Source organism: Kitasatospora sp. NPDC001660 (assembly GCF_053596725.1).
Window position 1 is genome coordinate 203,884 of the sequence record NZ_JBSFGU010000002.1, and the last position, 23,775, is coordinate 227,658.

The 23,775-nt window shown below is 71.2% G+C and carries 19 protein-coding genes and 1 riboswitch; of the genes, 7 read left to right on the plus strand and 12 right to left on the minus strand.

Going from position 1 to position 23,775, the window contains the following annotated elements:
- Positions 1–60: 60 nt before the first annotated feature.
- Positions 61–1,104, minus strand: coding sequence for a ferritin-like domain-containing protein (locus ACWCXH_RS02885; protein ID WP_449799532.1), 1,044 nt, complete (start codon positions 1,102–1,104; stop codon positions 61–63).
- 78 nt (positions 1,105–1,182) lie between these two features.
- On the opposite strand from ACWCXH_RS02885, the gene ACWCXH_RS02890 reads away from it, so the two are divergent.
- On the plus strand, positions 1,183–1,446 hold the full coding sequence (locus ACWCXH_RS02890; protein WP_449799662.1) for a DUF397 domain-containing protein: 264 nt from the start codon (positions 1,183–1,185) through the stop codon (positions 1,444–1,446).
- Between the two features lie 64 nt (positions 1,447–1,510).
- On the opposite strand, the gene ACWCXH_RS02895 is transcribed toward ACWCXH_RS02890, so the two are convergent.
- The 7 genes from ACWCXH_RS02895 to ACWCXH_RS02925 form a co-directional block, all read right to left on the minus strand.
- Positions 1,511–2,506 (minus strand): ribonucleotide-diphosphate reductase subunit beta, encoded by a 996-nt coding sequence (locus tag ACWCXH_RS02895; protein ID WP_153466293.1) that lies wholly within the window; start codon positions 2,504–2,506, stop codon positions 1,511–1,513.
- 20 nt (positions 2,507–2,526) lie between these two features.
- Positions 2,527–4,950, minus strand: coding sequence for a ribonucleoside-diphosphate reductase subunit alpha (locus tag ACWCXH_RS02900; RefSeq protein WP_449799533.1), 2,424 nt, complete (start codon positions 4,948–4,950; stop codon positions 2,527–2,529).
- Between the two features lie 166 nt (positions 4,951–5,116).
- A riboswitch (cobalamin riboswitch) is annotated at positions 5,117–5,281 on the minus strand.
- A gap of 44 nt (positions 5,282–5,325) precedes the next feature.
- The gene (locus tag ACWCXH_RS02905) at positions 5,326–6,612 is read right to left on the minus strand and encodes a GH12 family glycosyl hydrolase domain-containing protein (RefSeq protein ID WP_449799534.1); all 1,287 of its coding nucleotides are present in this window, start codon (positions 6,610–6,612) and stop codon (positions 5,326–5,328) included.
- Positions 6,613–6,674: 62 nt separating this feature from the next.
- A complete protein-coding gene (locus ACWCXH_RS02910) occupies positions 6,675–7,994 on the minus strand; it encodes a glycoside hydrolase family 26 protein (RefSeq protein WP_449799535.1) in 1,320 nt (439 codons plus the stop codon).
- Positions 7,994–10,021, minus strand: a complete 2,028-nt coding sequence (locus ACWCXH_RS02915) for a glycosyltransferase family 2 protein (protein WP_449799536.1) — start codon at positions 10,019–10,021, stop codon at positions 7,994–7,996. The genes ACWCXH_RS02910 and ACWCXH_RS02915 overlap by 1 nt, the downstream gene beginning before the upstream one ends.
- Positions 10,022–10,284: 263 nt before the next feature.
- Positions 10,285–11,409 (minus strand): DUF2510 domain-containing protein, encoded by a 1,125-nt coding sequence (locus ACWCXH_RS02920; protein ID WP_449799537.1) that lies wholly within the window; start codon positions 11,407–11,409, stop codon positions 10,285–10,287.
- Between the two features lie 122 nt (positions 11,410–11,531).
- Positions 11,532–12,026 (minus strand): GNAT family N-acetyltransferase, encoded by a 495-nt coding sequence (locus ACWCXH_RS02925; protein ID WP_449799538.1) that lies wholly within the window; start codon positions 12,024–12,026, stop codon positions 11,532–11,534.
- Positions 12,027–12,202: 176 nt separating this feature from the next.
- Between ACWCXH_RS02925 and ACWCXH_RS02930 the strand changes: the two genes are divergently transcribed.
- On the plus strand, positions 12,203–13,171 hold the full coding sequence (locus tag ACWCXH_RS02930; protein WP_449799539.1) for a helix-turn-helix domain-containing protein: 969 nt from the start codon (positions 12,203–12,205) through the stop codon (positions 13,169–13,171).
- 7 nt (positions 13,172–13,178) lie between these two features.
- Here ACWCXH_RS02930 and ACWCXH_RS02935 read toward each other — a convergent pair whose 3' ends face one another.
- From ACWCXH_RS02935 to ACWCXH_RS02950, 4 genes are all read right to left on the minus strand, one after another.
- Positions 13,179–13,949 carry a histidine phosphatase family protein gene (locus tag ACWCXH_RS02935; RefSeq protein WP_449799540.1) on the minus strand — a complete coding sequence of 257 codons (771 nt, stop codon included), beginning with the start codon at positions 13,947–13,949 and terminating at the stop codon, positions 13,179–13,181.
- A gap of 159 nt (positions 13,950–14,108) precedes the next feature.
- On the minus strand, positions 14,109–15,722 hold the full coding sequence (gene mctP / locus ACWCXH_RS02940; protein ID WP_449799541.1) for a monocarboxylate uptake permease MctP: 1,614 nt from the start codon (positions 15,720–15,722) through the stop codon (positions 14,109–14,111).
- On the minus strand, positions 15,719–15,997 hold the full coding sequence (locus ACWCXH_RS02945; protein ID WP_449799542.1) for a DUF3311 domain-containing protein: 279 nt from the start codon (positions 15,995–15,997) through the stop codon (positions 15,719–15,721). Before ACWCXH_RS02945 ends, mctP begins: the two co-directional genes overlap by 4 nt.
- Positions 15,998–16,337: 340 nt before the next feature.
- Positions 16,338–17,129: a GntR family transcriptional regulator gene (locus tag ACWCXH_RS02950; RefSeq protein ID WP_449799543.1), complete on the minus strand. Its 792-nt coding sequence runs from the start codon at positions 17,127–17,129 to the stop codon at positions 16,338–16,340.
- A gap of 336 nt (positions 17,130–17,465) precedes the next feature.
- On the opposite strand from ACWCXH_RS02950, the gene ACWCXH_RS02955 reads away from it, so the two are divergent.
- The 5 genes from ACWCXH_RS02955 (at position 17,466) to ACWCXH_RS02975 (ending at position 23,662) form a co-directional block, all read left to right on the plus strand.
- Positions 17,466–18,746 (plus strand): extracellular solute-binding protein, encoded by a 1,281-nt coding sequence (locus ACWCXH_RS02955; protein ID WP_449799544.1) that lies wholly within the window; start codon positions 17,466–17,468, stop codon positions 18,744–18,746.
- 95 nt (positions 18,747–18,841) lie between these two features.
- On the plus strand, positions 18,842–19,867 hold the full coding sequence (locus ACWCXH_RS02960) for a carbohydrate ABC transporter permease (protein ID WP_449799545.1): 1,026 nt from the start codon (positions 18,842–18,844) through the stop codon (positions 19,865–19,867).
- Positions 19,864–20,694: a carbohydrate ABC transporter permease gene (locus tag ACWCXH_RS02965; protein WP_449799546.1), complete on the plus strand. Its 831-nt coding sequence runs from the start codon at positions 19,864–19,866 to the stop codon at positions 20,692–20,694. The genes ACWCXH_RS02960 and ACWCXH_RS02965 overlap by 4 nt, the downstream gene beginning before the upstream one ends.
- 6 nt (positions 20,695–20,700) lie before the next feature.
- Complete coding sequence (locus ACWCXH_RS02970; RefSeq protein ID WP_449799547.1) at positions 20,701–22,254, plus strand: glycoside hydrolase family 3 protein; 1,554 nt, start codon at positions 20,701–20,703, stop codon at positions 22,252–22,254.
- 349 nt (positions 22,255–22,603) lie between these two features.
- Positions 22,604–23,662 (plus strand): SIS domain-containing protein, encoded by a 1,059-nt coding sequence (locus ACWCXH_RS02975; RefSeq protein ID WP_449799548.1) that lies wholly within the window; start codon positions 22,604–22,606, stop codon positions 23,660–23,662.
- Positions 23,663–23,775: the final 113 nt, after the last annotated feature.

Sequence of the window (23,775 nt, forward strand, 5' to 3'; positions counted from 1 at the left end):
CTGATCGCGAGTTGAAGGCCGGTGCGGGTCGTCCGCACCGGCCTTCGGGCTGTTCGGGGGCTACTGCTGGACGAGGAGCCACTCGGGGCCGTAGGTGAAGCGGGGCTCGTCGCTGAGCTTGACGCTCACGATCTGCTGCGCCGTGCCGCGCATCTGGAACATCAGGCCGATCGCGGTGTTGATCGCGGACGCGTCGACGTTCCAGGCGTGTTCGAGGGCGCGCAGCATGTCGCTGTACTGCTGGTTGAAGGTGTTCAGGTGCCCGGCGGTGTCCTGGTCGGGCGAGTTGGGGCCGCCCGTGCGGGGCCAGCCGCCCTCGGGCACCCGGGCGACCGGGAAGGTGTCCGGCAGCGGGACGTCGGCGCCGGTGAACTCCCACTTCTGCGACATGTCGTTGTAGACGAGCTTCTTGCCGACGGCGAGCTCCTTGAAGGCGTAGTAGTGGGCGAGTTCGCCCGGGACGCTGGGGAAGGGGTCCTCCGGGGAGGCCGTGGTCCCCTCGCCCTGCGTCTGGATGACGTGGATCGCCTCCAACACGTCGTCGATGGTGCTCATCGGGTTGATGACGCGGTTCCCGATCGAGGTGTTCACCTGCTTCTGACCGGTGATGAGGTGGGCGTACTTGGGGAAGACGTCGGCGATGCGCTGGTAGAAGGCGCCGATCGTGTTGCCGTCGACAGCGAAGGCGAGCGGGTTCTCGGGCTTCTCGATGTCGGAGAAGAGCTTGGCCGAGTCGCGGGTCAACCCGCTGAGGTAGACCACCAGCCCGGGGTTGACGCCACCGGGAAGCTCGCCCGGGTACTTGGGGACGGCGAGGTCGTCGGTGAGGACGACAGTGCCGCCGATGCTGGTGAGCATGTTGCAGACCAGTCCGAAATGCGCCATCTCGTCAAGGATGATGTCGTGGATGGTCTGGCGGACGGGCTTGGTGTTGTCGGGGTCCGTGATCGACCAGAGGGCGGTGGCGTACGGCGGGATGGTGGCGAGCTCCAGCAGGATCGCGTGCTGGAGGGCGTCCTTGAGCTCCTGTTCGGTCCAGTCCTCCTCCGCCATGCTCATGAGCTGGACGATGCCGTCGCCCGCGTAGTCCAGAACCGTGGCCATGGGTGCCCCTTTCGTTCGGCTGTCCGCCGGACCGTAGTCGGGGAATGGTTGTGCGCATGCGTGTGATGCCGGTGTGGCCTGGGAGTTCATCCGGACGGGCGGCGCGCGCGGGCGGGGGAGTCAGGGTGGCCGCCAAGATCATCGGCCGGTGGCGCCGGGGTCGTTCGGAGCGACAGTTACAGCGGGCAGGGCGGTGATTGCGTCGAGGTGGCCGGCGGTGTGACCGGTGTCGTGCCCGTCCGTGACTCGAAGGATCCGGACGGGCCGGCTCTGCTCTTCCCGGCTGATGCTTGGTCCTCATTCCTCGCCGGGGTCAAGGGCGGGGAGTTTTCGACCGAATGATCAAACAGAGAGGTGCCCCGCACGGGCTGTGGCCGTGCGGGGCACCTCTCTCGTATCTGCGGGCTCAGAAGTCGTCGTCGAAGGAGACCGAACCCTCGACGGCGACCTGGTAGGCGGAGACCCGGCGCTCGAAGAAGTTGGTCAGCTCCTGGACGTTCTGCAGCTCCATGAAGCCGAACGGGTTGGTGGACCCGTACCGGATCGGCAGGCCGAGGCGGGCCAGGCGCTGGTCGGCCACGGCCTCCAGGTACTGGCGCATGGAGTCGGTGTTCATGCCGGCGAGACCATCGCCGCACAGGTCCTGGGCGAACTGGAGCTCGGCCTCGACGGCCTCCTCCAGCATCTCCGTGACCTGCTTGGCCATCTCGTCGTCGAAGAGGTCGGGCTCCTCCTCGCGGACGGTGTCCACGACCGACATCGCGAAGTCCATGTGCATGGACTCGTCGCGGAACACCCAGTTGGTGCCGGTGGCGAGACCGTGCAGCAGACCGCGGCTCCGGAACCAGTACACGTACGCGAACGCGCCGTAGAAGAACAGGCCCTCGACACACGCGGCGAAGCAGATCAGGTTCAGGAGGAACGCGCGGCGGTCCTCCTTGGTCTGCAGCGAGTCGATGTGGTCGACCGCGTTCATGTACTTGAAGCAGAACTTGGCCTTCTGCGCGATGGAGGGGATGTTCTCCACCGCGGCGAACGCGGCCGCGCGGTCCTCGGGGTCGGGGAGGTAGGTGTCGAGCAGCGTCAGGTAGAACTGCACATGCACGGCCTCCTCGAACAGCTGCCGCGACAGGTACAGCCGCGCCTCCGGCGAGTTGATGTGCTTGTAGAGGCTCAGCACGACGTTGTTCGCGACGATCGAGTCGCCCGTCGCGAAGAACGCGACCAGTCGGCCGATCAGGTGGCGCTCGCCCTCGCTCAGCTTCGCCAGGTCGGCGACGTCGGAGTGCAGGTCCACCTCCTCCACCGTCCAGGTGTTCTTGATCGCGTCCCGGTACCGGTCGTAGAACGACGGGTAGCGCATCGGGCGCAGGGTCAGCTCGAAGCCGGGGTCGAGCAGCATCTTGCGGTCTTCGGGGGTGCTCACTGGCAGGCCTCGCAGGACTCGGGGTTCTCCAGGGAGCAGGCGATGGCGGCTTCCTGCTCCGGGGTGAGGGTGGCAACGGGGACGGGCGCGGCAGCACGGGCGGTACCCGACGCGGCCTGGGCGATCCGGGTCGCCGGGCGCGAGCGCAGGTAGTAGGTGGTCTTCAGACCGACCTTCCACGCGTACGCGTACATCGAGCTGAGCTTGCCGATGGTCGGCGCGGCCATGAACAGGTTGAGCGACTGGCTCTGGTCGATGTACGGCATGCGGGCCGCGGCCAGGTCGATCAGCGCGCGCTGGGGCAGCTCCCAGGCCGTCCGGTAGAGCGAACGGACCTCGGCCGGCAGCCAGTTGAAGTCCTGGACGGACCCGTTGGAGTCGCGCAGCGCGTCCCGGGTCTGCTGGTCCCAGACGCCGAGCTCCTTGAGCTCGCGCACCAGGTACGGGTTGACCTGGAGGAACTCACCGGAGAGGGTCTCGCGCTTGAACAGGTTGGACACCTGCGGCTCGATGCACTCGTACACACCGGCGATCGACGCGATGGTCGCGGTCGGCGCGATGGCCAGCAGCAGCGAGTTGCGCAGGCCGGTCTCGGCGATGCGGGCGCGCAGGGCCGTCCAGCGGTCGGCCCACTGCGGCGCGGCGGAAGGGAAATGGTCGATGTGCAGCTCGCCACGCGCGGCGCGGGTCTCGCCGTAGGCCTCGTGGCGGCCCAGCTGCTCGGCCAGGTCGGCGGAGCGCTCGTAGGCGGTGAGCATGATGCGCTCGGCGATCAGCGTGGACAGCTGCTTCGCCTCCGCGGAGTCGAAGCCGATCCGCAGCTTGAAGAAGACGTCCTGCAGGCCCATCACGCCGAGGCCGACCGGCCGCCAGCGGGAGTTGGAGGCGCCGGCCTCGACCGTCGGGTAGAAGTTGATGTCCACCACGCGGTCGAGGAAGGTGACGGCGGTGCGCACGGTGGCGTCCAGCCGCTCCCAGTCCATCGCGCCGAGAAGGTCCGCAGCGGTGGCCCCGGCGGCGACGTGCGCGCCGAGGTTGACCGAGCCGAGGTTGCAGACGGCGGTCTCGGAGTCGTCCGTGACCTCCAGGATCTCGGTGCACAGGTTGGACGAGTGCACCGTGCGGCCCGGCAGCGCGGTCTGGTTGGCGGCGCGGTTGGAGGCGTCCTTGAAGGTCATCCAGCCGTTGCCGGTCTGCGCCAGGGTGCGCATCATGCGGGCGTACAGGGTCTGCGCCGGGATCGTCCGGACGGCCTTGCCGGCCTGCTCGGCCTTGCGGTAGGCCTCGTCGAACTCCTCGCCCCACAGGTCGACGAGCTCGGGCACGTCGGCGGGGGAGAACAGCGACCAGTCCGCGTTGGCGTTGACCCGGCGCATGAACTCGTCCGGGATCCAGTGCGCCAGGTTGAGGTTGTGGGTGCGGCGCGCCTCCTCACCGGTGTTGTCGCGCAGCTCCAGGAACTCCTCGATGTCGGCGTGCCAGGTCTCCAGGTAGACGCAGGCCGCGCCCTTGCGGCGGCCGCCCTGGTTGACCGCGGCGACCGAGGAGTCGAGGGTGCGCAGGAACGGGACGATGCCGTTGGACTTGCCGTTGGTGCCGCGGATCAGGCTGCCGCGCGAGCGGATGCGCGAGTAGGACAGGCCGATGCCGCCGGCGTGCTTGGACAGCCGGGCGATCTGCGCGTAGCGGTTGTAGATCGAGTCGAGGTTGTCCAGCGGCGAGTCGAGCAGGTAGCAGCTCGACATCTGCGGGTGCCGGGTGCCGGAGTTGAACAGGGTCGGCGAGGAGGTCAGGTACTCCAGGCGGCTCATCAGGCCGTACAGCTCGGCGACCTCGCGCACCGACTGCTCGCTGTCGCCGACCGCCAGGCCGCAGGCGACACGGAGCAGGAAGTGCTGAGGGGTCTCGACGACCTTCCGGGTGATCGGGTGGCGCAGCAGGTAGCGGGACTGCACGGTGCGCAGGCCGAAGTACTCGAAGCGGTCGTCGCCCTGGGGGTCGATCAGGGCGTCGAGGGCGGCGGCGTGCTTGGCGACGAACGCGGCGGTGGTGTCGCCGATGAGGCCCTCGGCGTGGCCGACGGCGACGGAGGCGGCGAAGGAGACGGCGCCCTGGCTGCCGGCCTCGTCGACGATCTCCAGGGCGAGCAGGCGGGCGGCCAGCTTCGAGTACTGGGGGTCCTCGGCGATCATCGACGCGGCGGCGTCCACGGCCAGTCCGCGCAGCTCGGCGAAGTCCGAGCCGGCGTGGCGCCCGCGCAGCGCGGCGGCGGCGACGTGACCGGGGTCCACCTGGGGGAGATCGGCGCTGCGGTCGGTGAGGAGTCGCAGGAGCGCGCCGCCGGGGTCGGAGACCGTGGGGTCGGCGGGGGCGGAGCCGGAGCCCTGGGCGGGCAGGGTTGCTGAGGCAGCGATGGTCAAGGCGCTCTCTCCTGGCGGCGATCGGCGGCGGTGATCGGGGTGCCGGGCCGTTCGGGGCAGGGGCGCACGCGCGCGGGCGCACATGGGCGCGTCGCGCGACGGTGTCATCCCCGGCCCGCCCGCGAGGCCCGGAAGGTACTACTGGTGCTGCCGGCCTCTGCGGGAGGGCCTCTGCACACCGTCGGCAGGTACTCGGACTCGCGGGCACGGCTCGGTTGAGCCGCCCGCACACCGCTGCGGGGCAGTCCCGGACTCGCACCGGGTTCCCCTGCGTCGACAGCAGGGATGAGCATACATCTAGTGTCGGGAATCCGATGCAGCCCCACATGTAGTGTCGCGCGGCACAGTTAATCGAGCTGGCGTGCGATAAACTGCTCAGGTCGGGGGGTGCCATTCCTGCCCTGTGCGGGTGTCGCACGGGCGCATCCGCACCTGCAGCGCGCCGCCCGCGGCGGCTCCCGGAGCCGTCCCCGAAGCCGTCCCCGAAGGGGCCCCCGGGTTCGTCGGGTTTTCGACGCAGCGCCCGGTGTCCTGGTTCGCGAGCTGCCCCGTCGGGGTCACCCGCCAGCGCTGGTCGGGCCGGGAGGTGCAGGCGGTGAGGACCGGGAAGCCGATGGCGGGGTCCTCGACGCAGCGTCCGGACTGGCCGATCGAGCCGTCGTCCGCCATCGTCCAGGTCTGGGCCGCAGAGCCGTCACAGGTGCCCGCGCCGACCGCGGCCGGGTCGCCGTTCACCCGGCTGTCCAGGCACAGGCCCGGCAGGGCCGAGGTGATCGCGCCGCTGGGCTGGCCGGCGGCCGCCTGGAACGAGAACGAGTCGCTGCCGAGCCCGGCGCCGCCGTCCCAGATCTCGAACCCGGCCTGGACGGCGCACAGGTAGGAACCGGCCGGGACGTAGCCGCGCTGGACGGCGTCGCGGGTGAAGGCCCGCAGGTCCAGGTCGGTGACGGAGGACGTGCTGGTGGCCATCGCGTAGGTGATCAGCGTGTGGCTGCTGGTCTTCGGCGCCTGGTACACGCGGTAGGAGGTGCCGCCGGCCTGGAGCTCGCCGGCCTCGTCGCCGAACGGGGACTTGCCGTTGCCGCGCAGCCAGATCATCAGCTCGGCGCTCTCGGTGAACGAGCAGCTGGTGCGGCTGTTGCTGTACCAGATGTCGTACGAGGCGTTGTAGACGCCGGAGTCGATCTGGGTGGTGTGCCAACTGCTGGTCGCGTAACGCAGGTTGCTGACGGGGATGGGCAGCGGTCCGGTGCCGGGCTGGAACTGGGTGCTGATGTGCGGGTAGGCGCCGGGGCCGCGGCCGGGGTCGGTCAGGCTGGCCGGGCCGATGCCGCTGCGGGTGACCTTGAAGCCGGTGGCGCCGTCGGTGCTGCTGATGCACAGGCCGCCGGTGGCGTTCCACTCGTTGGGGTTGATCAGGTAGCGGCCGGAGTCGACGGCCTGCGAGGGGTAACGGTTCTGCGCGGTGGAGCAGAGCTCGCCGGCGGTGGCGGCGGGCAGCGGGGTGACCACCGGGGCGCCCTTGGCGGGCCTGGCGGGCTCCTGATGGTCCCGGGGGAGCAGCAGGGCGCACAGGACCAGCACGATGACGGCGGCCGGCGCGAGCGCCCACCACGGGCGCCGGCCGACGTGCCCGGCTCCGGGCATGGCGGGGTTGGTCACGGGGTTCTCGCCTCCCTGCTGCTGCGTGGTCGTACGGTCCGTCGGTCGGGCCTGGGGCGCGCTCACCCGGCGGGGGTGGAGCTCGACCGCGGCCGGGTGGCGGTGGCGGTCGGCTTCCGGGCCGGGACGCTGGGCCTGGCGGTGGCCGACGGGGAGGCCGACGGCGACGGGTCGGGCGCCGGGGAGGGCGCCGGGGGAGGCGGCGGTGCGACGGTCAGGGCCGGCACGGAGCGGACGGTCCACGGCGTGTTGTAGCGGGGCGCGGAGACCCCGGCGGCGTACGCCTGGGAGGCCGCTTCGGACGCGGCGACCCGCCAGTCGACCTCCTTGCGCGCCTCGTACCAGATCACGCCGATGATGTCCGGGTGCTGGGGGAGCTCCGAGAACATCTCGGTGATCCACTGCGCCTTGAGCCCGGAGGTGTCGGTGGCCCCGGTCTCGGTGATCACCACGGGCTTCTGGGTGAAGTCCCGGAGCTCCTTGATGGTCGGCTGGAAGATCTGGTCGAAGGACTTGTACTTCTCGACGCCGGTGGTGCCGTAGTAGCCGGACAGGCCGATCCAGTCGACGTAGTCGTCGCCCGGGTACAGCGTGTTGAGGCTGGTGGCGTTCTCGTAGTCGACGTTGGGGCTCCACACCCAGGTGACCTTGGTCGCGCCGACCTGCTTGAAGATGTCGTGGACGTGCTTCCAGGCCTGGACGTACTGGCCCTTCTTGTTCCCGTTGGCCTGCTCGGCCCACGGGTACCAGTAGCCGTTCATCTCGTGGGCGAAGCGCAGCGCGACCGGGTAGCCGAGGCCCTTGATGCCCTCGGCCCAGGTCTTGACGTAGTCGTCGAACTTCCCGTCGATGATGTTGGAGAGGGCGTACTCGGGCTGCTCGCCGCGGAGCTTGTCCTCCTTCGCCTCCTTGCGGTAGTCCCAGGGCTCCCAGGCGACCAACGGCATGATGCCGCGCTGGGCGACGGTGTCGAAGATCCGGCGGTCGAACTTCCGGTCCCACCAGCCGACCGAGAACTCCAGCACGTTGGGCTGGTGCTTGACGGCGGAGGTGAAGTCGTCGAGCGGGGAGAGGTCGTACGGGCCGGTCTTGGTCATGATGCCGGTGAACGCCTCGCCGGCCGGCGGGAACTGCGGCGGCGGGGGCGGCGTCGGGGACGCGGCCGCCGTGGCGCCGGGGGTGGCCGTCGCGGGGGCGGCGGCCGGGGAGGCGGCCAGGGCGGTGGTGAGCCAGCTCGGCATGGCGGTGGGGGCGGCGCCGGCGAAGCCGTACGGGTCCTGGTCGTGGTTGCGGGAGAGCCGGGGCGCGAGCACGAAGGTGTAGCCGACCATCAGGGCGAGGGCGACCAGGGCGGCGATCCGGGGGACGGTGATCCGCAGCATCAGCGGTCCTCCTGCTCGCGGCGGCCGCCGGCCCGGGCGGGCTCCAGCAGTTCCTCGAACTCCTCGGCGGGCTCGGGCTCTTCGGCGCGCGCAGGCTCGCTGTGTCCGGACCCGCTGTGCCCGGACCCGCTGTGCGTGGACTCGGCGTGCGGGGACGCGGTGCGCTGCGTCGGCAGCGGCCGGGCCACGGGCGCCTCGACGGCTTCGGCGCTCCCGTACGCCTCGGCGGCGCGCTGGGCGCGGGCCTCGCGGCGGCCGCTGACGAAGGAGATGACGATCGGTGCGATCCCGGTGAACAGGCTGACGAACGCCCAGAACCGCAGGATCCAGATGTCGTGGTGGAGCGTGAAGCTCGCCCCGAGCAGCCCGCCCGCGACCGCCGCCCACAGCAGGTGCAGCCGGAACGTCGACAGCGACTCGGCGCTGCGCAGGTCGCCCTTGGCGGTGACGGCGTACGCGAGCGGCCGGCGCAGCAGCGCGGCCAGCGCCGCGGCGACGTACACCGGGCCGGCGAACAGGGCCAGGCCCATGCCGGCCATGCCGATCTCGCGCCGCTCGTGAGCGGCCAGGTTGAACCGGCGCAGCCACAGCCACAGCACGAACCAGCTGCCCATGCTGGCGCCCCACAGGGCCATCCAGTGGGTGCTGTTGAGGTGGATGGAGGTGACGCCGAGGGCCAGGTAGACGGAGGTGGCGAGGCTGCCGAGGACGGTGTTGACCGCCACGCTCGGGTAGTAGAACTGGACGAGCCCGTACAGCACGCGCTGGCGCAGCCGCAGCTTGAGGCCGGAGCGCAGGCGGCTCTTGAGCAGGATCTCCCAGATGCCGTACGCCCAGCGCTTCTGCTGGTTGAAGTAGTCGGTCCACGAGGTCGGCCCCTCGCCGACGGCGAGGACGTCGGGGGTGTAGACGCCCTTCCAGCAGTGGCCGGTCTCCGGGTTGACGGTGGCCTGGATCCGCATGCTGGTCAGGTGGTCCTCGATGATCGAGTCCTGGTAGCCGCCGATCTGCTGCCAAGCGGTGGGACGGTACAGGTGGTTGGTGCCGATCAGCAGCGGCGCGTCCATGCCGTTGCCGCCGCGCTCGACCAGGCCGGAGAAGAGGTACTGCTGCACGGAGGCGCCGTGGGCGACCCAGTTGTCGTACATGTTGCCGTACACCTGCGGGGCGACGACGAACGCGACGTCGGGGTCGCGGAAGTAGCCGAGGGTGCGTTCCAGGAAGCAGGGCAGCGGGACGTGGTCCGGGTCCATCTGGGCCACCACGTCGTAGCCGTGCTCGTGCTCGGCGCGCCAGGAGTTGTGGTTGCCGGACTTGGTCTTGGCCCGGAACTCGCCCTCGGCCTGGTTGTACTCGGGGCGCCCCTTGCGGCTGAAGTGGTGGACGCCGAGGCGGGCGGCCATCTCCTTGACCCGGTCGTCGTCGCCCTCGTCGAGGATCCAGACGTCGACCTGGCCGTCGTACTCGATCCGCAGCATCGCTTCGAGGGTGCGCTCGACGATCTCGATCGGCTCCTTGGAGGGCACGATCGTGGTGAGCACGGCGACCTTGAGGCCGGGCGGCGGGGTGACCGGGAGGGGGTCCTTGGCGCGGAAGGCGAAGACCCAGACGGCGAGGTTCTGGACCAGGCGGATCACTTCGACGGTGATGACGGCGCAGAAGCAGATGCGCGCCAGGTTGATCCGCCAGTCCGGGGACCAGCCCACGCCGGAGCCGGGGATGTGCTCGGGCAGCAGCAGCCAGCCGACGAAGACCAGGCCGGCGAGCGCGTTGGCCGTGACCAGGACGGTCATGACGAACGTGACGCCGCGTGAGGAGACCGAGCGGTAGCGGACGGCGGCGCCGTCCTCGCCCGGGGTCAGCGGGCCGGTGGTCTCGGCGCAGGCGACGTAGGCGCGCTGGGCGGCGCTGTTGCGCAGGTCCCGGCGGACGAGGCGCCGTTCGTGCCGGGCCCGGGGGAGTACGCGTCCGTGGCGCCCTCGTTCCCGGCCGGTCCGGTTCGCCGCGTGTTCGTTGGTGGAGTCCACCGGTATTCCCCCAGTACAACCGCTCCGTCGCACCGGAGCCGCTGGTTTCCTGCCCTGTCGCCGCCCGCCGGCCGTGGTCACCCGCCCGTCGTCGGACGTCTCCGCGGGACCGGCACTCTTACGCGGGCATGGTCGGATTGTCGTTCAAGCGGTCAGCATACGGGCAGCGGTCGGCCGGTCACAGCCGGGGTGCGCGGCCGCTGCGGCCCGCAACGCCCGCAGGCCCCGCCGGGAAGGCGGGGCCTGCGGGGCCGATCAGCCTGTCACGGCGTGATTTTGACGGAGTTCGCGATCTGGTCCATGACCGTCAGCGGCGGGGCCTCCGACGCCTGGTCCAGGCAGATCTGCAGCACCGAGACGGTGGTCGCGCCGGCCGCCGGGGTGACCTCCAGGACGCCGCAGTAGCTGTCCGGGGTCGAGGAGCCGCTCGACATCGGCACGTGCCACAGGGCGAGGTAGCCGTCCAGGTTCTGGATCTTGACGGCCGACTGCTTCACCGGCTCCGGCGGGGTGGGCGCGTCCGAGCCGAAGCGGGCGTTGTAGAGGAGCTGCCCCATGCCGAGGACGAGGGACTTGGGGTCGGACCAACCGCCGTTGAACACACGCAGGTTCTGGACGACCAGGCCGCGGGTGCAGGCTCCGGCGCCGTGGCCGACGCAGGCGTACGGGTTGACCGCGTACCGGACGTCGTTCGGGTTCTTGGCGTCGGTCTGGACCTGCCAGTCCTGCGGCACCATGAAGTTCATCTTGCCGTCCTGGCCGGTGACCTGGCGCCCGCCCGCGATCGTCTGGCCGCCGGTCAGCGCGGTACCCATGAAGCCGTTCGGGCTCTTGGGGTCGCCCGCGGCCGTCGGGGAGGCGCTCGCCGAGGCCTTCGGCGAGTCCGAGCCGGTCTTGTGGCCGACGACGTAGCCGGCGCCGGCCATCACGAGGGACAGCACCACGGCGCCGACGGCCAGGAGGACCCGCTTCTTGCCGCGGTTCGGCTCGACGGTCTCGAAGACCACCGAGGTCGGGATCGGCTGCGGCGCCGACGCGGCGGGCCCGGGTCCCGGCAGCGGGTTCGGCTGCTGGACGGGCTGCTGAGCCGGCGTGGGCTGGGCGGCCGGTCCGGGCTGCGGGCCCGACGTGGCGGTCGGGGTCGGCAGGGACGGCATGGTCGGGCTGGGCGGCGCGGGCGCCGGGCCCGGCATCGCCGAAGCGACGGCCGTCGGGGCCGCGGCGTTCCGCGCGTCGAGGCCGGGAGCGGCGTCCGCGGGTGCGGCCGGAGCGCCTCCGGGCTTGGCCTGAATCTTGTCGGTCCAGGTGGAACCGTCCCACCAGCGCAGCGTGTTGGGCTGGCCGGAAGGGTCGTCATACCAGCCGCTAGGCGCACTCCCCGTCGTCATGCGGCGGATCCTAGCAGTGTCCCTGTCGGATGGTCATTTCAAGTCACAGGCCTTTGGGCACCGGCCGCGTCCGCCCGTGACCAGGGTGCCCGGGGGGACTCCGCAACGCGATCGGGACGTCGTCAGAACGCCATCGCGTACACCATCAGGTCCATGCCCGGGAAGGGCGCCCAGTCGCGCTCGGGAGCGCGCCGGAATCCGACGCGCTCGTATATGCGGTGGGCGGCGGTCATCCGCGGCTGGGTGGAGAACGCCATTCCGGCGAGCCCGAGTTCGCGGCTGCGGGCCAGGGCGGCGCGCACCAGGGCCTCGCCGACGCCCCGGCCGCGGGCGGCCGCGGCGGTGGCGAGCATCCGGATCTCGCCCTCGCCCGGGGTGGCGATGTCGGCCCACTCGGTGCCGCCGACCGCGAAGGTCACGCAGCCGAGGACGCGTCCCTCGGCCGCGTCGACCGCGACGAGGAGCTCGGCCTCCCGGGACCGGCGGCCCGCGTCGCGCAGGAGCTCGACGTAGCTGCTCTCGGGCGAGGTGTAGCCGTCGCCGACGAAGGCCTCGACGGTGATGCGGCCGGCGTCGGCGAGGTCCTCCTCGCGGGCCGGGCGGATGACGATGTCCATGCGGAAAGTGTGCCGGAGCCGTGCGGGGTTCCGGTTCGGGGGGCTTTCAGAGGTGCTGAAGAAGGGGGCGCGGGGAGGACGGCCGGGTCGGCGGACGGGCGGAGCGAGACGGCGGGCATGGTGCCGTGGAGCCGGTCGACTTTCGCCCCCGCGGCCCGCCGGGCATCCTGATCCGCATGCTGAAGAACGTGGTCGCGGTGGTCCTGGAGGAGATCCACCCCTTCGAGCTCGGGGTCGCCTGCGAGGTGTTCGGCCTGGACCGCACCGCCGACGGCCTGCCCGGGTACGACTTCGCGCTGGCCGGCGCCCGCCCGGGCCCGCACCGTACCCACGCCGGCTTCTCGATGGACGTCCCGCACGGTCCCGAGCGGCTGATCGGCGCCGACCTGGTGATCGTCACCGCCTCCAGGATCCGCGCGCAGTACCCCGAGCCGCTGCTGGAGGCCCTGCGCGCGGCCGTCGCCGACGGCGGCCGGGTGCTCTCCATCTGCAGCGGCGCCTTCGTGCTCGGCGCCGCCGGCCTGCTGGACGACCGCCGCTCCACCACCCACTGGCGGCACACCGGGGAGCTCGCCGAGCGCTTCCCGAGGACCAGGGTCGAGCCGGACGTCCTGTACGTGGACGACGACCCGGTGATCACCTCGGCCGGGACGGCCGCCGGCATCGACGCCTGCCTGCACCTGGTGCGCAAGCTGCAGGGCGCCGAGGTGGCCCGGGGGATCGCCCGCCGGATGGTGGTGGCCCCGCACCGGGAGGGCGGGCAGGCCCAGTTCGTGGACCGCCCGCTGCCCGGGGGCGACGGCGACTCCCTGGCCCCGCTGCTCGACTGGATGCGCCACCACCTGGACCAGGAGGCGACCGTCGAGCAGCTGGCCGCCCGGGTCCACATGTCGCCGCGCACCTTCGCCCGCCGCTTCCAGCAGGAGACCGGGACCACCCCGCACCGCTGGCTCACCGGGCAGCGGGTGCTGCTCGCCCAGCGGCTGCTGGAGTCCACCACCGAACCGGTGGACGCGATCGCCGCCCGCTGCGGCTTCGGCAACGCGGCGGCCCTGCGGCACCACTTCGGGCGCCGGCTCGGGACCACGCCGCTGGCCTACCGGCGCTGCTTCGGACCGGCGGACCAGGGCACGCCCGAGGGCTGACCGTCCGTCACAGGTGTGCGGTGTCGTTCCAGTGCGCCGGCCGCAGCCGCCCGTCCCGGGCCCGCCACAGGCTGGTGGAACAGTTGTGCACCGGCCCCAGCGCCATCAGCCGCTCCTCGGTCAGCCGGTCCAGCGCGTACCGCAGCATCAGCACCGTGCAGTCGTGCGCCACCAGCAGGACCGGCCGCCCGGACTCCTCCTCGCACACGTCCCGCAGCACGCTGCGCACCCGCAGCGCGACGTCCGCCCAGGACTCGCCGCCGGGCGGGCGGTAGTACAGCTCGCCCATCTTGCGCCGCCGGGCCGCCTCCTCCGGGTGCTTGGCCTCGATGGCGGCCTTCGGCAGCATCTCCAGGACGCCCAGCTCGCGGTCGCGCAGCCGCTCGTCGTAGCGCACCGCGAGCGAGACCGGGACGGCGCCGAGCCCGGCGGCCTGGGCGAGCGCGATCCGGGCGGTCTCGGCGGTGCGCACGTACGGCGAGCACCAGACGCTGCGCGGGCGGTCGGCGCTGGGCAGCGCCGCCCACCAGCGGCCGAGCGCCTGGGCCTGCTGCTGGCCGTGCAGCGACAGCGGGATGTCGGCGTCCCGGCAGCTGATCGGCACGCTGATCGCACCGGCCGCCTCGGCCAGCTGGAACTCCACGTTGGCGGTGGACTCGCCGTGCCGGGTGGCGATCAGCACGGACGGCAGCCGGACGGCGGCCGGCTGGCCGTTCGTGGTGTTCGGGGGACGGGTGGACTGCTGTTGACCGTTGAGGGTGGTGCCGAGTTCTGCCATCGCCGCGTGCTCCCCGTGGGTCGATCAGGTGCCGGCCGGTGGTCTCCGGTCCGGTCTGGTGGTGCCCGGCGTGCGCGCCCGTTCATACATATGATCGCGCCGCCTTCTCCCAGTGTTCACGGAGAAGACGGCACGATCACAGGGCGCGCGCACGGCCAATCAGTGCGCTGCTACGGGCTCCGGCGCGTTCTCCAGCTCGCCGCCGCCGGCTTCGGCGCTGTAGTCGGCCGGCTTCGTCTCGTCCGGGCCGTACGGCGCCCTGACCGCCCGCAGCACCAGGGTCAGCACCACCGCGACGAGCAGGTTGAGCACGAAGGCGGTCAGGCCGATGTAGCCGTACTGGCCGATCCCCGGGATCTCGGCCGCGTTGCCACCGAAGTGCCTGGTGGCCGGGCTGGCGATGCCGTACGCCTTCCAGGTGCCGTAGACCATGCCGGCCGCCCACCCGGCGAACAGCGCCCAGTGGTGGAACCAGCGGGTGAACAGGCCGCCGACGATCGCCACGAAGGTCTGCAGGATCCACAGGCCGCCCAGCAGCTGGAGGTTGATCGCGGCCTGCTTGTCCATGCCGAGCACGAAGACCAGCGCGCCGACCTTGACCAGCAGCGAGACCAGCTTCGCGACCCGGGTCTCGTCGGCCGCGGTGGCCGAGGGCTTCAGCCACTCCTTGTAGACGTTGCGGGTGAACAGGTTCGCCGCCGCGATCGACATGATGGCCGCCGGCACCAGCGCGCCGATCCCGATCGCCGCGAAGGCCACCCCGGTGAACCAGTCGGGGAACATGTCCGCGAACAGCTGCGGCACCGACAGCTGGGCGTTGAACGTCTTGTCGCCCTTGCTGACGTTCGCCGCGATCGCCATGAACCCGAGCAGCGCCAGCAGGCCCAGCATCAGCGAGTACGCCGGCATGATCGCCATGTTCCGGCGCACCGTGTTGCGGGACTTGGAGGCCAGCACGCCGGTCACCGAGTGCGGGTACATGAACAGCGCCATCGCCGAGCCGAGCGCGAGCGTCGCGTACGTCCACTGCTTGTTGCCAGGGACGGTCAGCGAGCCGGCCGACTTCGGCGCGCTGAACTTGTGCGCCGCCGCGTCGAAGATGTGCCCGTACCCGCCGAGCCGGATCGGGATGTAGATCACCGCGACGATGATCACGATGTAGACCAGGGTGTCCTTGACGAACGCGATCAGCGCCGGGGCGCGCAGCCCGGAGGAGTAGGTGTAGGCCGCGAGCACGCCGAAGGCGATGAACAGCGGCAGGTCCTTGACGAACCAGTTGGCGTTCGCCCCGCCGCCCACCCCCAGTACGTCCAGCACGGCCTGGATGCCGACCAGTTGGAGCGCGATGTACGGCATGGTGGCCAGGATCCCGGTCAGCGCGACGACCAGCGACAGCGGCCGGGAGCCGTACCGGCCGCGCACGAAGTCGGCCGGGGTGACGTACCCGTGCACCCGGGAGACCGACCACAGCCGCGGCAGGAAGAGGAACACCAGCGGGTAGGCGACGATCGTGTACGGCACCGCGAAGAAGCCCGCCGCGCCGGTGGCGTACACCGCGGCCGGGACGGCCACGAAGGTGTACGCGGTGTAGAGGTCGCCGCCGAGCAGGAACCAGGTGACCCAGGTGCCGAAGCTGCGCCCGCCGAGGCCCCACTCCTCCAGGTGCTGCGCGTCGTCCGCCCGGCGCCAGCGCGAGGCCAGGAAGCCCATCACGGTGACCAGGAGGAAGAACAGCACGAACACGGTGAGGGCGGGGACGTTGACGTCCTTCATCGCGCGCCACCCGCCTTCCGGGCGGCCCGGCGGGCGGTCGCGCGCGCCTTCTCGTCGCGGTTGATCAGCAGGTACGCGGCGACCGTGAACACGGCCGACACCGGCACCCAGAGCAACTGGTACCAGTAGAAGAACGGCATCCCGCCGGCCGCCGGGTCGGGCTTGTCGTACGAGGACACCCAGAGCGTCGCCACGATCGGCACGAGCAGGGCGAGCCCCGCCAGCACCCGCTCCGGCGTCACCGCCGGGAGGGGGGCTCCCGGTGGCTCGGGCACTGCGTCCTCGATGTGGTGGGGATCAGAATCTTCGATGGGATCGGGATCAGACGGCATCTTCGGCTCCGCTCCGGAGGGTCCACCCCGTCGGCGCCGCAGCCCCCGGGACGCTGCACGCACCCCCGGAACCCGCCGAGCAGCACCATCGGTGATCGGCTGTCAGTACGGCTGCGCAATCTAGACCATGACGTGATCCATGTCACCGGAAATGACGGAACTTCCCGCCATCCGGACGCCCACCCGGCGCGCTTTCGGGGTCGCGTGCCCGTGATGACGACAACGGGCACCGGCGCGTGCGCCGGTGCCCGGAATCGGGGAGCGGGGGAATCGCCCGGTCGGGCTATTCGGGGCGCTTCAGGCGGGTGATGAACTTGTAGCGGTCGCCGCGGTAGATGGACCGCACCCACTCGACCGGGTTCCCGTCGCCGTCGAAGGAGTGCCGGGAGAGCTGGAGCATCGGCAGGCCGAGGTCGGAGCCGAGCAGGCCCGCCTCGCGCGGGTTGGCGAGGGTGGTCTCGATGGTCTCCTCGGCCTCGGCGACGGTGACGCCGTACACCTCGCGCAGGGCCGCGTACAGGGAGTTGTGCTTGGCGAGGTTGCGGCGCAGGGCCGGGAAGCGCTTGGCGGACAGGTGGGCGACCTCGATGGCCATCGGGTCGCCGTTGGCCAGGCGCAGGCGCTCGATCCGCAGCACGCGCCCGCCGGGCTTGATGTCCAGCAGCGGGGCGAGCCGCTCGTCGGCGGTGATGTAGCCGATCTCGATCAGCCGGGAGGTCGGTTCGAGGCCCTGGGCCCGCATGTCCTCGGTGTAGGAGGTGAGCTGGAGGGCCTGGGCGACCTTGGGCTTCGCGACGAAGGTGCCCTTGCCCTGGATGCGCTCAAGCCGGCCCTCGACGACCAGCTCCTGGAGCGCCTGGCGGACGGTCGTGCGCGAGGTGTCGAACTGGGCGGCGAGGGCGCGCTCCGGCGGGACCGGGGTGCCCGCGGGCTGGGTCTCGGTGAGCTGGAGCAGGTGGCGCTTGAGGCCGTAGTACTTGGGGACGCGCGCGGTCGGGTCGGTGCCGGCCTGCGTCGGGAGGTTCTTCACCTCGGGGTCGCTGGCCTGGGCGCTGGTTCCCCCGTCGCTGCTCATCGGACCTGTTCTCCCGCTTCTCGCGGGGCCTTCACCGGCCCCGCCACATCGTTAACGGGTCACATCGTTGCATGTATGGCTGCGGAACGAATACCTCATCACGCGATGAACGATGCGCGGTGTCGGCTTGGTAACGGGTGGTCCTGATCGGTCGAACAGCCGTTGACAGGCCTATTGGTCTAGGCCAAGCTCCAGGCATCTGGTCTACACCACTAGGCCGGTGGCTACGAATCCCCCACCCCTTCGAAGGGGTCCGCGGCACCTTTCCTCCCACCCTGCGTGGGTCCGCCGCTGCCACCCCACGGGGGCAACCCAGGCATCCCTCAGGAGGATGGCGTGAAGCGTCAGCTCATCGCGGCGGTCGGCGTCGCAGCAATGGTCGTCGGCCTGGCGGCCTGCGGCTCGGACGGCAAGAGCGACGACGGCAAGAGCGGTTCGTCCTCGGCGGCCAAGAGCTTCGACGGCAAGACCCTCACCGTGTGGCTGATGGACGGCTCCGCCCCCAAGGGCTGGGAGGACAGCGTCAAGGCCGACTTCACCGCCGCCTACCCGGGTGCCAAGCTCGACATCCAGACCCAGAAGTGGAACGGCATCGGCCAGAAGGTCACCGCCGCGCTCTCCGAGGGCTCGGTCGACGTCCTGGAGATCGGCAACACCCAGACGGCGGGCTACGCGGCCACCGGCGGTCTGCTCGACATCACCAAGGACAAGGCCGACGTGGGTGGCGCGGACTGGGCCGCGAACCTGAACGAGTCCTCGGTCCTGGACGGCAAGCAGTACGCCGCACCGTGGTACTTCACCAACCGCGTGGTGACCTACAACAAGGACATCTGGACCAAGGCCGGCATCACCACCCCGCCGAAGACCCTGGACGAGTTCTACGCCGACCTGGACAAGGTCAAGGCCGCGCCGGGCGTCGCCGACCCGCTCTACATGCCCGGCCAGGAGTGGTACGCCTACTTCGGCCTGCTGGCCGGCGAGGGCGGCACGTTCGCCAAGAAGAACGGCGACAAGTGGGTCGGCGGCCTGTCGACCCCCGAGGCGCAGAAGGCCTTCGAGACCTACAAGAAGCTGCAGAGCTACTCGGCCACCGCTCCGAAGGACAAGGACGAGGCCACCCCGCAGCAGAAGGACATCTTCGCCAAGGGCAACGTCGGCACCATCATCGGCCTCGGCTGGGAGATCCCGAAGCCCGAGGAGCTGGCCGCCGACAAGATCGGCTACTTCCCGCTCCCCGGCAAGGCCGCGGACAAGCCGTCCAGCGTCTTCCTCGGCGGCTCGAACCTGGCGATCGCCCAGCAGACCAAGAACCCCGAGCTCGCCAAGGGCTTCCTGAAGATCGCCATGAGCGACAAGAACGAGGGACTGATCGCCGGCGCCGGCCTGATCCCGAACAAGGCCTCGCTCGACAGCCAGGTCGTCGGCGACTTCGCCAAGGCCGCCCTGCCGGCCTCCGCCAACGGCGCGACCACCCCGAACGTTCCGACCTGGACCAACGTCGAGAACGAGCCGAACCCGATCAAGGACTTCCTGACCGCGGCGCTCACCGGCGACTACGCCGCCGCCGCGAAGAAGGCCGACGACGAGATCGCCAAGCGTCTCAACCAGAAGCAGTAGGGCAGTTGAGCGGCGTCGCTCACCGACTCCCGGCGGGGAGCCGGTGAGCGACGCGGCGCCGGTCCGTCGTGACGGGTTGTCAGGAAGAGAGAACGATGGCTGTGCATTCGCAGCGGGTGCAGACGCAGTCCCCGGAGCCAGGGAAGTCCGCGGTGGCGGTGACACGCGAGATCGCCGCTCCCGGTGCCCGGCGCACCCCCACGAAGGGTGGCAGACCGGCGGGCGGGCCGAGCCCGGCCTCCCGGTTCACGCCGTACCTCCTGCTGTTGCCGGCCACCGCGGCGACCATCCTCCTGCTGGGCTGGCCGCTGCTCAAGGTGGCCGTGGTCTCGTTCCAGAACCTCAACAAGCGGCAGCTGATCCAGCACCTGACCGAGTGGAACGGCTTCGCCAACTTCACCGAGCAGCTGACCGGTTCCGAGTTCTGGACGATCACGCTGCGCACGGTGGCCTTCACCGTGGTCAACGTCGTCCTGATCATGGTGTTCGGCTCGCTGATCGGCCTGCTGCTCGACCGGCTCGGCAGGAAGATGCGGCTCGCGCTGTCCGTCGCGCTGCTGCTGGCCTGGGCGATGCCGGTGGTCGCCGCGACCACCGTCTACATCTGGCTGTTCGACCAGCACTTCGGCGTCGTCAACTGGTGCCTGGACAGGCTGGGCTGGCACTCGATGGCCGACTTCAGCTGGACCAGCAACGAGTACTCGACCTTCTTCGTGATCATCCTGCTGATCGTCTGGCAGTCGATCCCGTTCGTGGCCTTCACCATGTACGCGGGCCTGACCACCATCCCCAAGGAGCTCCACGAGGCCGCCAGGATGGACGGCGCCGGCTCCTTCAAGATCTTCGGCTCGGTGATCTTCCCGATCATGAAGCCGTTCTTCCTGGCCACGACCTTCCTCGAAGTCATCTGGATCTTCAAGGCCTTCACCCAGGTCTACCTGATCAACAAGGGCGGCCCGGACGGGACCACCCGCACCCTCCCGGTCCATGCCTTCCTGGAGGGCTTCGGCTCGCAGCGCTTCGGTGTCGGATCGGCGATCGCCGTCCTCACCATCCTGATGCTGGGTCTGCTGATGGCCTACTACTTCCGCATCATCCTGAAGCAGGAGGACGAGCTGTGAGGCGCTCGCTCATCGGACGCACCTGGCCGAACGCCGTCGCGGCGGTCCTGTTCGTCTTCTTCCTCTTCCCCGTCTACTGGATGTTCGCGACGTCCTTCAAGCAGGACAAGGACATCGTCAGCCGGGACCCGGTCTTCCTCCCGCTGGACGGGACGCTGGCCCACTTCGACCGCGCGGTGCACGTCCCGCACTTCTGGACGTACGTCACCAACAGCCTCATCGTCACCGCCGGCGCGGTGCTCGGCTCGCTGCTGATCGCGACCCTGGCCGCCTTCGCCGTCGCGCGCATGAGGTTCCGCGGCCGCAAGGGCTTCGTCCTGGTCGTCATGGCCGCGCAGATGGCCCCCTGGGAGGTCATGATCATCGCGGCCTACCTGATCGTCCGCGACAACGACATGCTCAACAACCTGGTGCCACTCACCGCCTTCTACCTGATGATGGTGCTGCCCTTCACCATCTGGACGCTGCGCGGCTTCATCGCCGCCGTGCCGAAGGAGCTGGAGGAGTCGGCCATGGTGGACGGCTGCACCCGCACCCAGGCCTTCCTGAAGGTGATCTTCCCGCTGCTCGCCCCCGGCCTGATGTCGACCTCGCTGTTCGGCTTCATCACCGCCTGGAACGAGTTCCCACTGGTCAACATCCTGAGCAAGAAGAACGAGGCGCAGACCCTGCCGCTCTGGCTCTCGTCGTTCCAGACCGACGCGGGCACCGACTGGGGCGCCACCATGGCGGCGTCCACCCTCTTCGCCCTGCCGATCCTGATCCTGTTCGTCTTCCTGCAGCGCAAGGCGGTCGGCGGCCTGACCGACGGCGCCGTGAAGGGCTGAGCCAACGTGAGCATCCTCGTCCCCACCGCCCCGGACAGCGACCAGCTGCACCGCGACGCACTGACCGTCCTGCAGCCCGGCTTCGTCGGCACCGAGCCGCCGCAGTGGCTGCGCCGCCACCTCGCCGCAGGGCTCGGCTCGGTCGCCCTGTTCGACCGCAACGTGGCCGACCTCGACCAGCTCTCCGCCCTCACCCGGGCGCTGCGCGCGGAGAACCCCGACCTCCTGATCGCCATCGACGAGGAGAGCGGGGACGTCACCCGGCTGGAGGCGGGCTCCGGCTCGTCCTGGCCCGGCAACCTCGCGCTCGGCGCGATCGACGACCCGGCGCTGACCCGGGACGTCGCCCGCGAGCTCGGCCGGGCGCTGGCCGCGGCCGGCGTGAACTACAACTGGGCGCCCACCGCGGACGTCAACTCCAACCCGCGCAACCCGGTCATCGGCGTCCGCTCCTTCGGCGCCGACCCGGAGCTGTGCGCCCGGCACACCGCCGCCTGGGTGGAGGGCCTGCAGTCGGCCGGCGTGGCCGCCTGCTCCAAGCACTTCCCCGGCCACGGCGACACCGCCGTCGACTCGCACCACGGCCTGCCGGTCATCGACGTCGACCTGGACGTGCTGCGCGCCCGCGACCTGATCCCGTTCCAGGCGGCGATCGCGGCCGGCACGAAGGCCGTCATGACGGCCCACATCATGATCCCGGCGCTGGACCCGAAGCTGCCGGCCACGCTCAGTCCGGCCGTCCTGCGCGACCTGCTCCGCGCGGCCCCGGCCGACGGCGGCCTCGGCTACCAGGGCCTGATCGTCAGCGACGCGATCGAGATGGGCGCCATCGCCGACACCTTCGGCATGGGCGAGGGCACGGTGCTGGCCCTGGCGGCCGGCGCGGACGCGATCTGCGTCGGCGGCGGCCTGGCCGACGAGGAGACCGTGCTGATGCTGCGCGACGCCATCGTGGCGGGCGTGCGGGCCGGCCGGCTCGCCGAGGAGCGGCTCGCGGACGCCGCCGCCCGGGTGCGGGCGCTCGGCAGCTGGGGCCGGATCTCGGCCCAGGGCGAGCGGCCGGAGCCGGACCTGGCGGTGGGTCTGCGGGCCGCCCGCCGGGCGCTGCGGGTGGTCCGGGCGCCGGGCCGCGAGGTGCTGCCGGTGAGCGAGCGCCCGTTCGTCGCCTCGTTCTCGGACGAGCCGAACATCGCCGTCGGCGATGTCACCCCGTGGGGCGTGGCCGGCATGCTGGCGGACCGCTTCCCCGGCACCCGCACCCGCGCGGTGTCGGCCGCCGAGGCCGCCCCCGAGCTGCTGGACGCGCTGGTCGCCGAGCTGGTGGCCGGTGCGCAGGGCCGCCGCCTGGTGCTGGTGGTGCGCGACGCGCACCGGCACGCGTGGATGTCCGCCGCGCTGGGCCGCCTCGTGGCGGCCCGTCCGGACGCGGCCGTGGTGGAGATGGGCCTGCCCCGGTCCGAGCCGGTCGGCGCGCTCCACATCGCCACCCACGGCGCCGCCCGGGTCTGCGGGCTGGCGGCCGTGGAGGTGCTCACCGGCCAGCCCGGAGCGATCGGCTGAACCCGAGGCGGACGTCACCGGGAGTGTCCGGCGGACGTCGGCCGACGGGCCCGTCCTGCGCATGCCGCACGGCGGGCCCATCCCGGACACGCTGACCGCGGTCCTCAGGGGCAGGCCGGCGGACCGGACCACCGAGGACGCCGACGCGGCGATCGACCAGCTGATCAACAACCCGTCCTGACCCTCCGCCCGCCCGCTCGCCCAGGCCCGGGGCACGCGGGCGGGCCGCCGCCCCCGTAGGATTGCGGCAGGAATCACCGCAGCGAGTGTGCGGACTCGCCGCCGTAGAGGTCCCCGCCGGGCAGTCGTGCCCAGTGGGGTCGAACCATCTCATCGGAGGCACACCCAGATGTCCGACACGCAGACTGTTTCCGTCCCCGGCCGGATCATGGCGGCGGAGATGGCCGAGCAGCCGGCCGTCCTCCAGCGCATCCTCGACGAGGGCGCCCCGAAGATCCGCGAGGTCGCGGCGGAGATCGCCGCCCGCAACCCGCGCTTCGTGCTGCTCACCGCGCGCGGTACGTCCGACAACGCGGCGCTGTACGCCAAGTACCTGATCGAGATCCTGCTCGGCAAGCCGGCCGGCCTGACCTCGATGTCCACCACCACCGCCTACGGCGCCAAGCCGGACCTGACCGACTGCCTGGTGATCACCGTCAGCCAGTCCGGCGGCTCGCCGGACCTGGTTGCCTCCACCAAGGCCGCCCGCGAGGCCGGCGCGATCACGCTCGCCGTCACCAACAACGCCGCCTCGCCGCTGGCCGAGGTCTCCGAGTTCCACATCGACGTGCTGGCCGGCCCGGAGAAGGCGCTGCCCGCTACCAAGACCTACACCGCCGAGCTGCTGGCGCTCTACCTGCTGGTCGAGGGCCTGCGCGGCGGCGACTCCTCCGCCGCCGAGGAGCTGCCGGCCCTGGCCGCCGGCGTCCTGGCCCGCCAGGCCGAGGTGAAGGCCCTGGCCGAGCGCTACCGCTTCGCCCAGCGACTGGTCATCACCTCGCGCGGCTACGGCTACCCGACCGCCCGCGAGTCGGCGCTGAAGCTCATGGAGACCACCTACATCCCGGCCTCCCCGTTCTCCGGCGCCGACCTCCTGCACGGCCCGCTGGCCATGGTGGACAACGTCTCGCCGGTCATCGCGATCGTCCCGGACGGCAAGGGCGGCGAGGCCCTGCAGCCGGTGCTGGACCGCCTGCGCAGCCGCGGCGCGGACCTGGTCGTCATCGGCCAGCAGGCCCAGGTGGACGCCGCCTCCGGAGGCTTCGCGCTGCCGGCCGGCGTGCCCGAGGAGGTCCAGCCGATCCTGGAGATCCTGCCGCTCCAGCTGCTGGCCTACGAGGTCACCATCGCCCGCGGCCAGGACCCGGACGCCCCGCGCGCCCTGGCCAAGGTCACCGAAACCCACTGAGCGAACCACTGCGCCGCCGCTGACGGCGAACGAACCGGCCCCCGTCCACAGCCTGTGGACGGGGGCCGGTTCTCCGAGCGGCGGAACACGGCTGCGAATCGCATCCGGAAAGC

Coding starts and splice junctions, on each gene's coding strand:
- ACWCXH_RS02885 (WP_449799532.1), bottom strand. CDS start 1,104: ATGGCCACGGTTCTGGACTACGCGGGCGACGGCATCGTCCAGCTCATG.
- ACWCXH_RS02895 (WP_153466293.1), bottom strand. CDS start 2,506: ATGCTGCTCGACCCCGGCTTCGAGCTGACCCTGCGCCCGATGCGCTAC.
- ACWCXH_RS02910 (WP_449799535.1), bottom strand. CDS start 7,994: ATGCTGCGGATCACCGTCCCCCGGATCGCCGCCCTGGTCGCCCTCGCC.
- ACWCXH_RS02920 (WP_449799537.1), bottom strand. CDS start 11,409: ATGACGACGGGGAGTGCGCCTAGCGGCTGGTATGACGACCCTTCCGGC.
- ACWCXH_RS02925 (WP_449799538.1), bottom strand. CDS start 12,026: ATGGACATCGTCATCCGCCCGGCCCGCGAGGAGGACCTCGCCGACGCC.
- ACWCXH_RS02930 (WP_449799539.1), top strand. CDS start 12,203: ATGCTGAAGAACGTGGTCGCGGTGGTCCTGGAGGAGATCCACCCCTTC.
- ACWCXH_RS02935 (WP_449799540.1), bottom strand. CDS start 13,949: ATGGCAGAACTCGGCACCACCCTCAACGGTCAACAGCAGTCCACCCGT.
- mctP (WP_449799541.1), bottom strand. CDS start 15,722: ATGAAGGACGTCAACGTCCCCGCCCTCACCGTGTTCGTGCTGTTCTTC.
- ACWCXH_RS02950 (WP_449799543.1), bottom strand. CDS start 17,129: ATGAGCAGCGACGGGGGAACCAGCGCCCAGGCCAGCGACCCCGAGGTG.
- ACWCXH_RS02960 (WP_449799545.1), top strand. CDS start 18,842: ATGGCTGTGCATTCGCAGCGGGTGCAGACGCAGTCCCCGGAGCCAGGG.
- ACWCXH_RS02975 (WP_449799548.1), top strand. CDS start 22,604: ATGTCCGACACGCAGACTGTTTCCGTCCCCGGCCGGATCATGGCGGCG.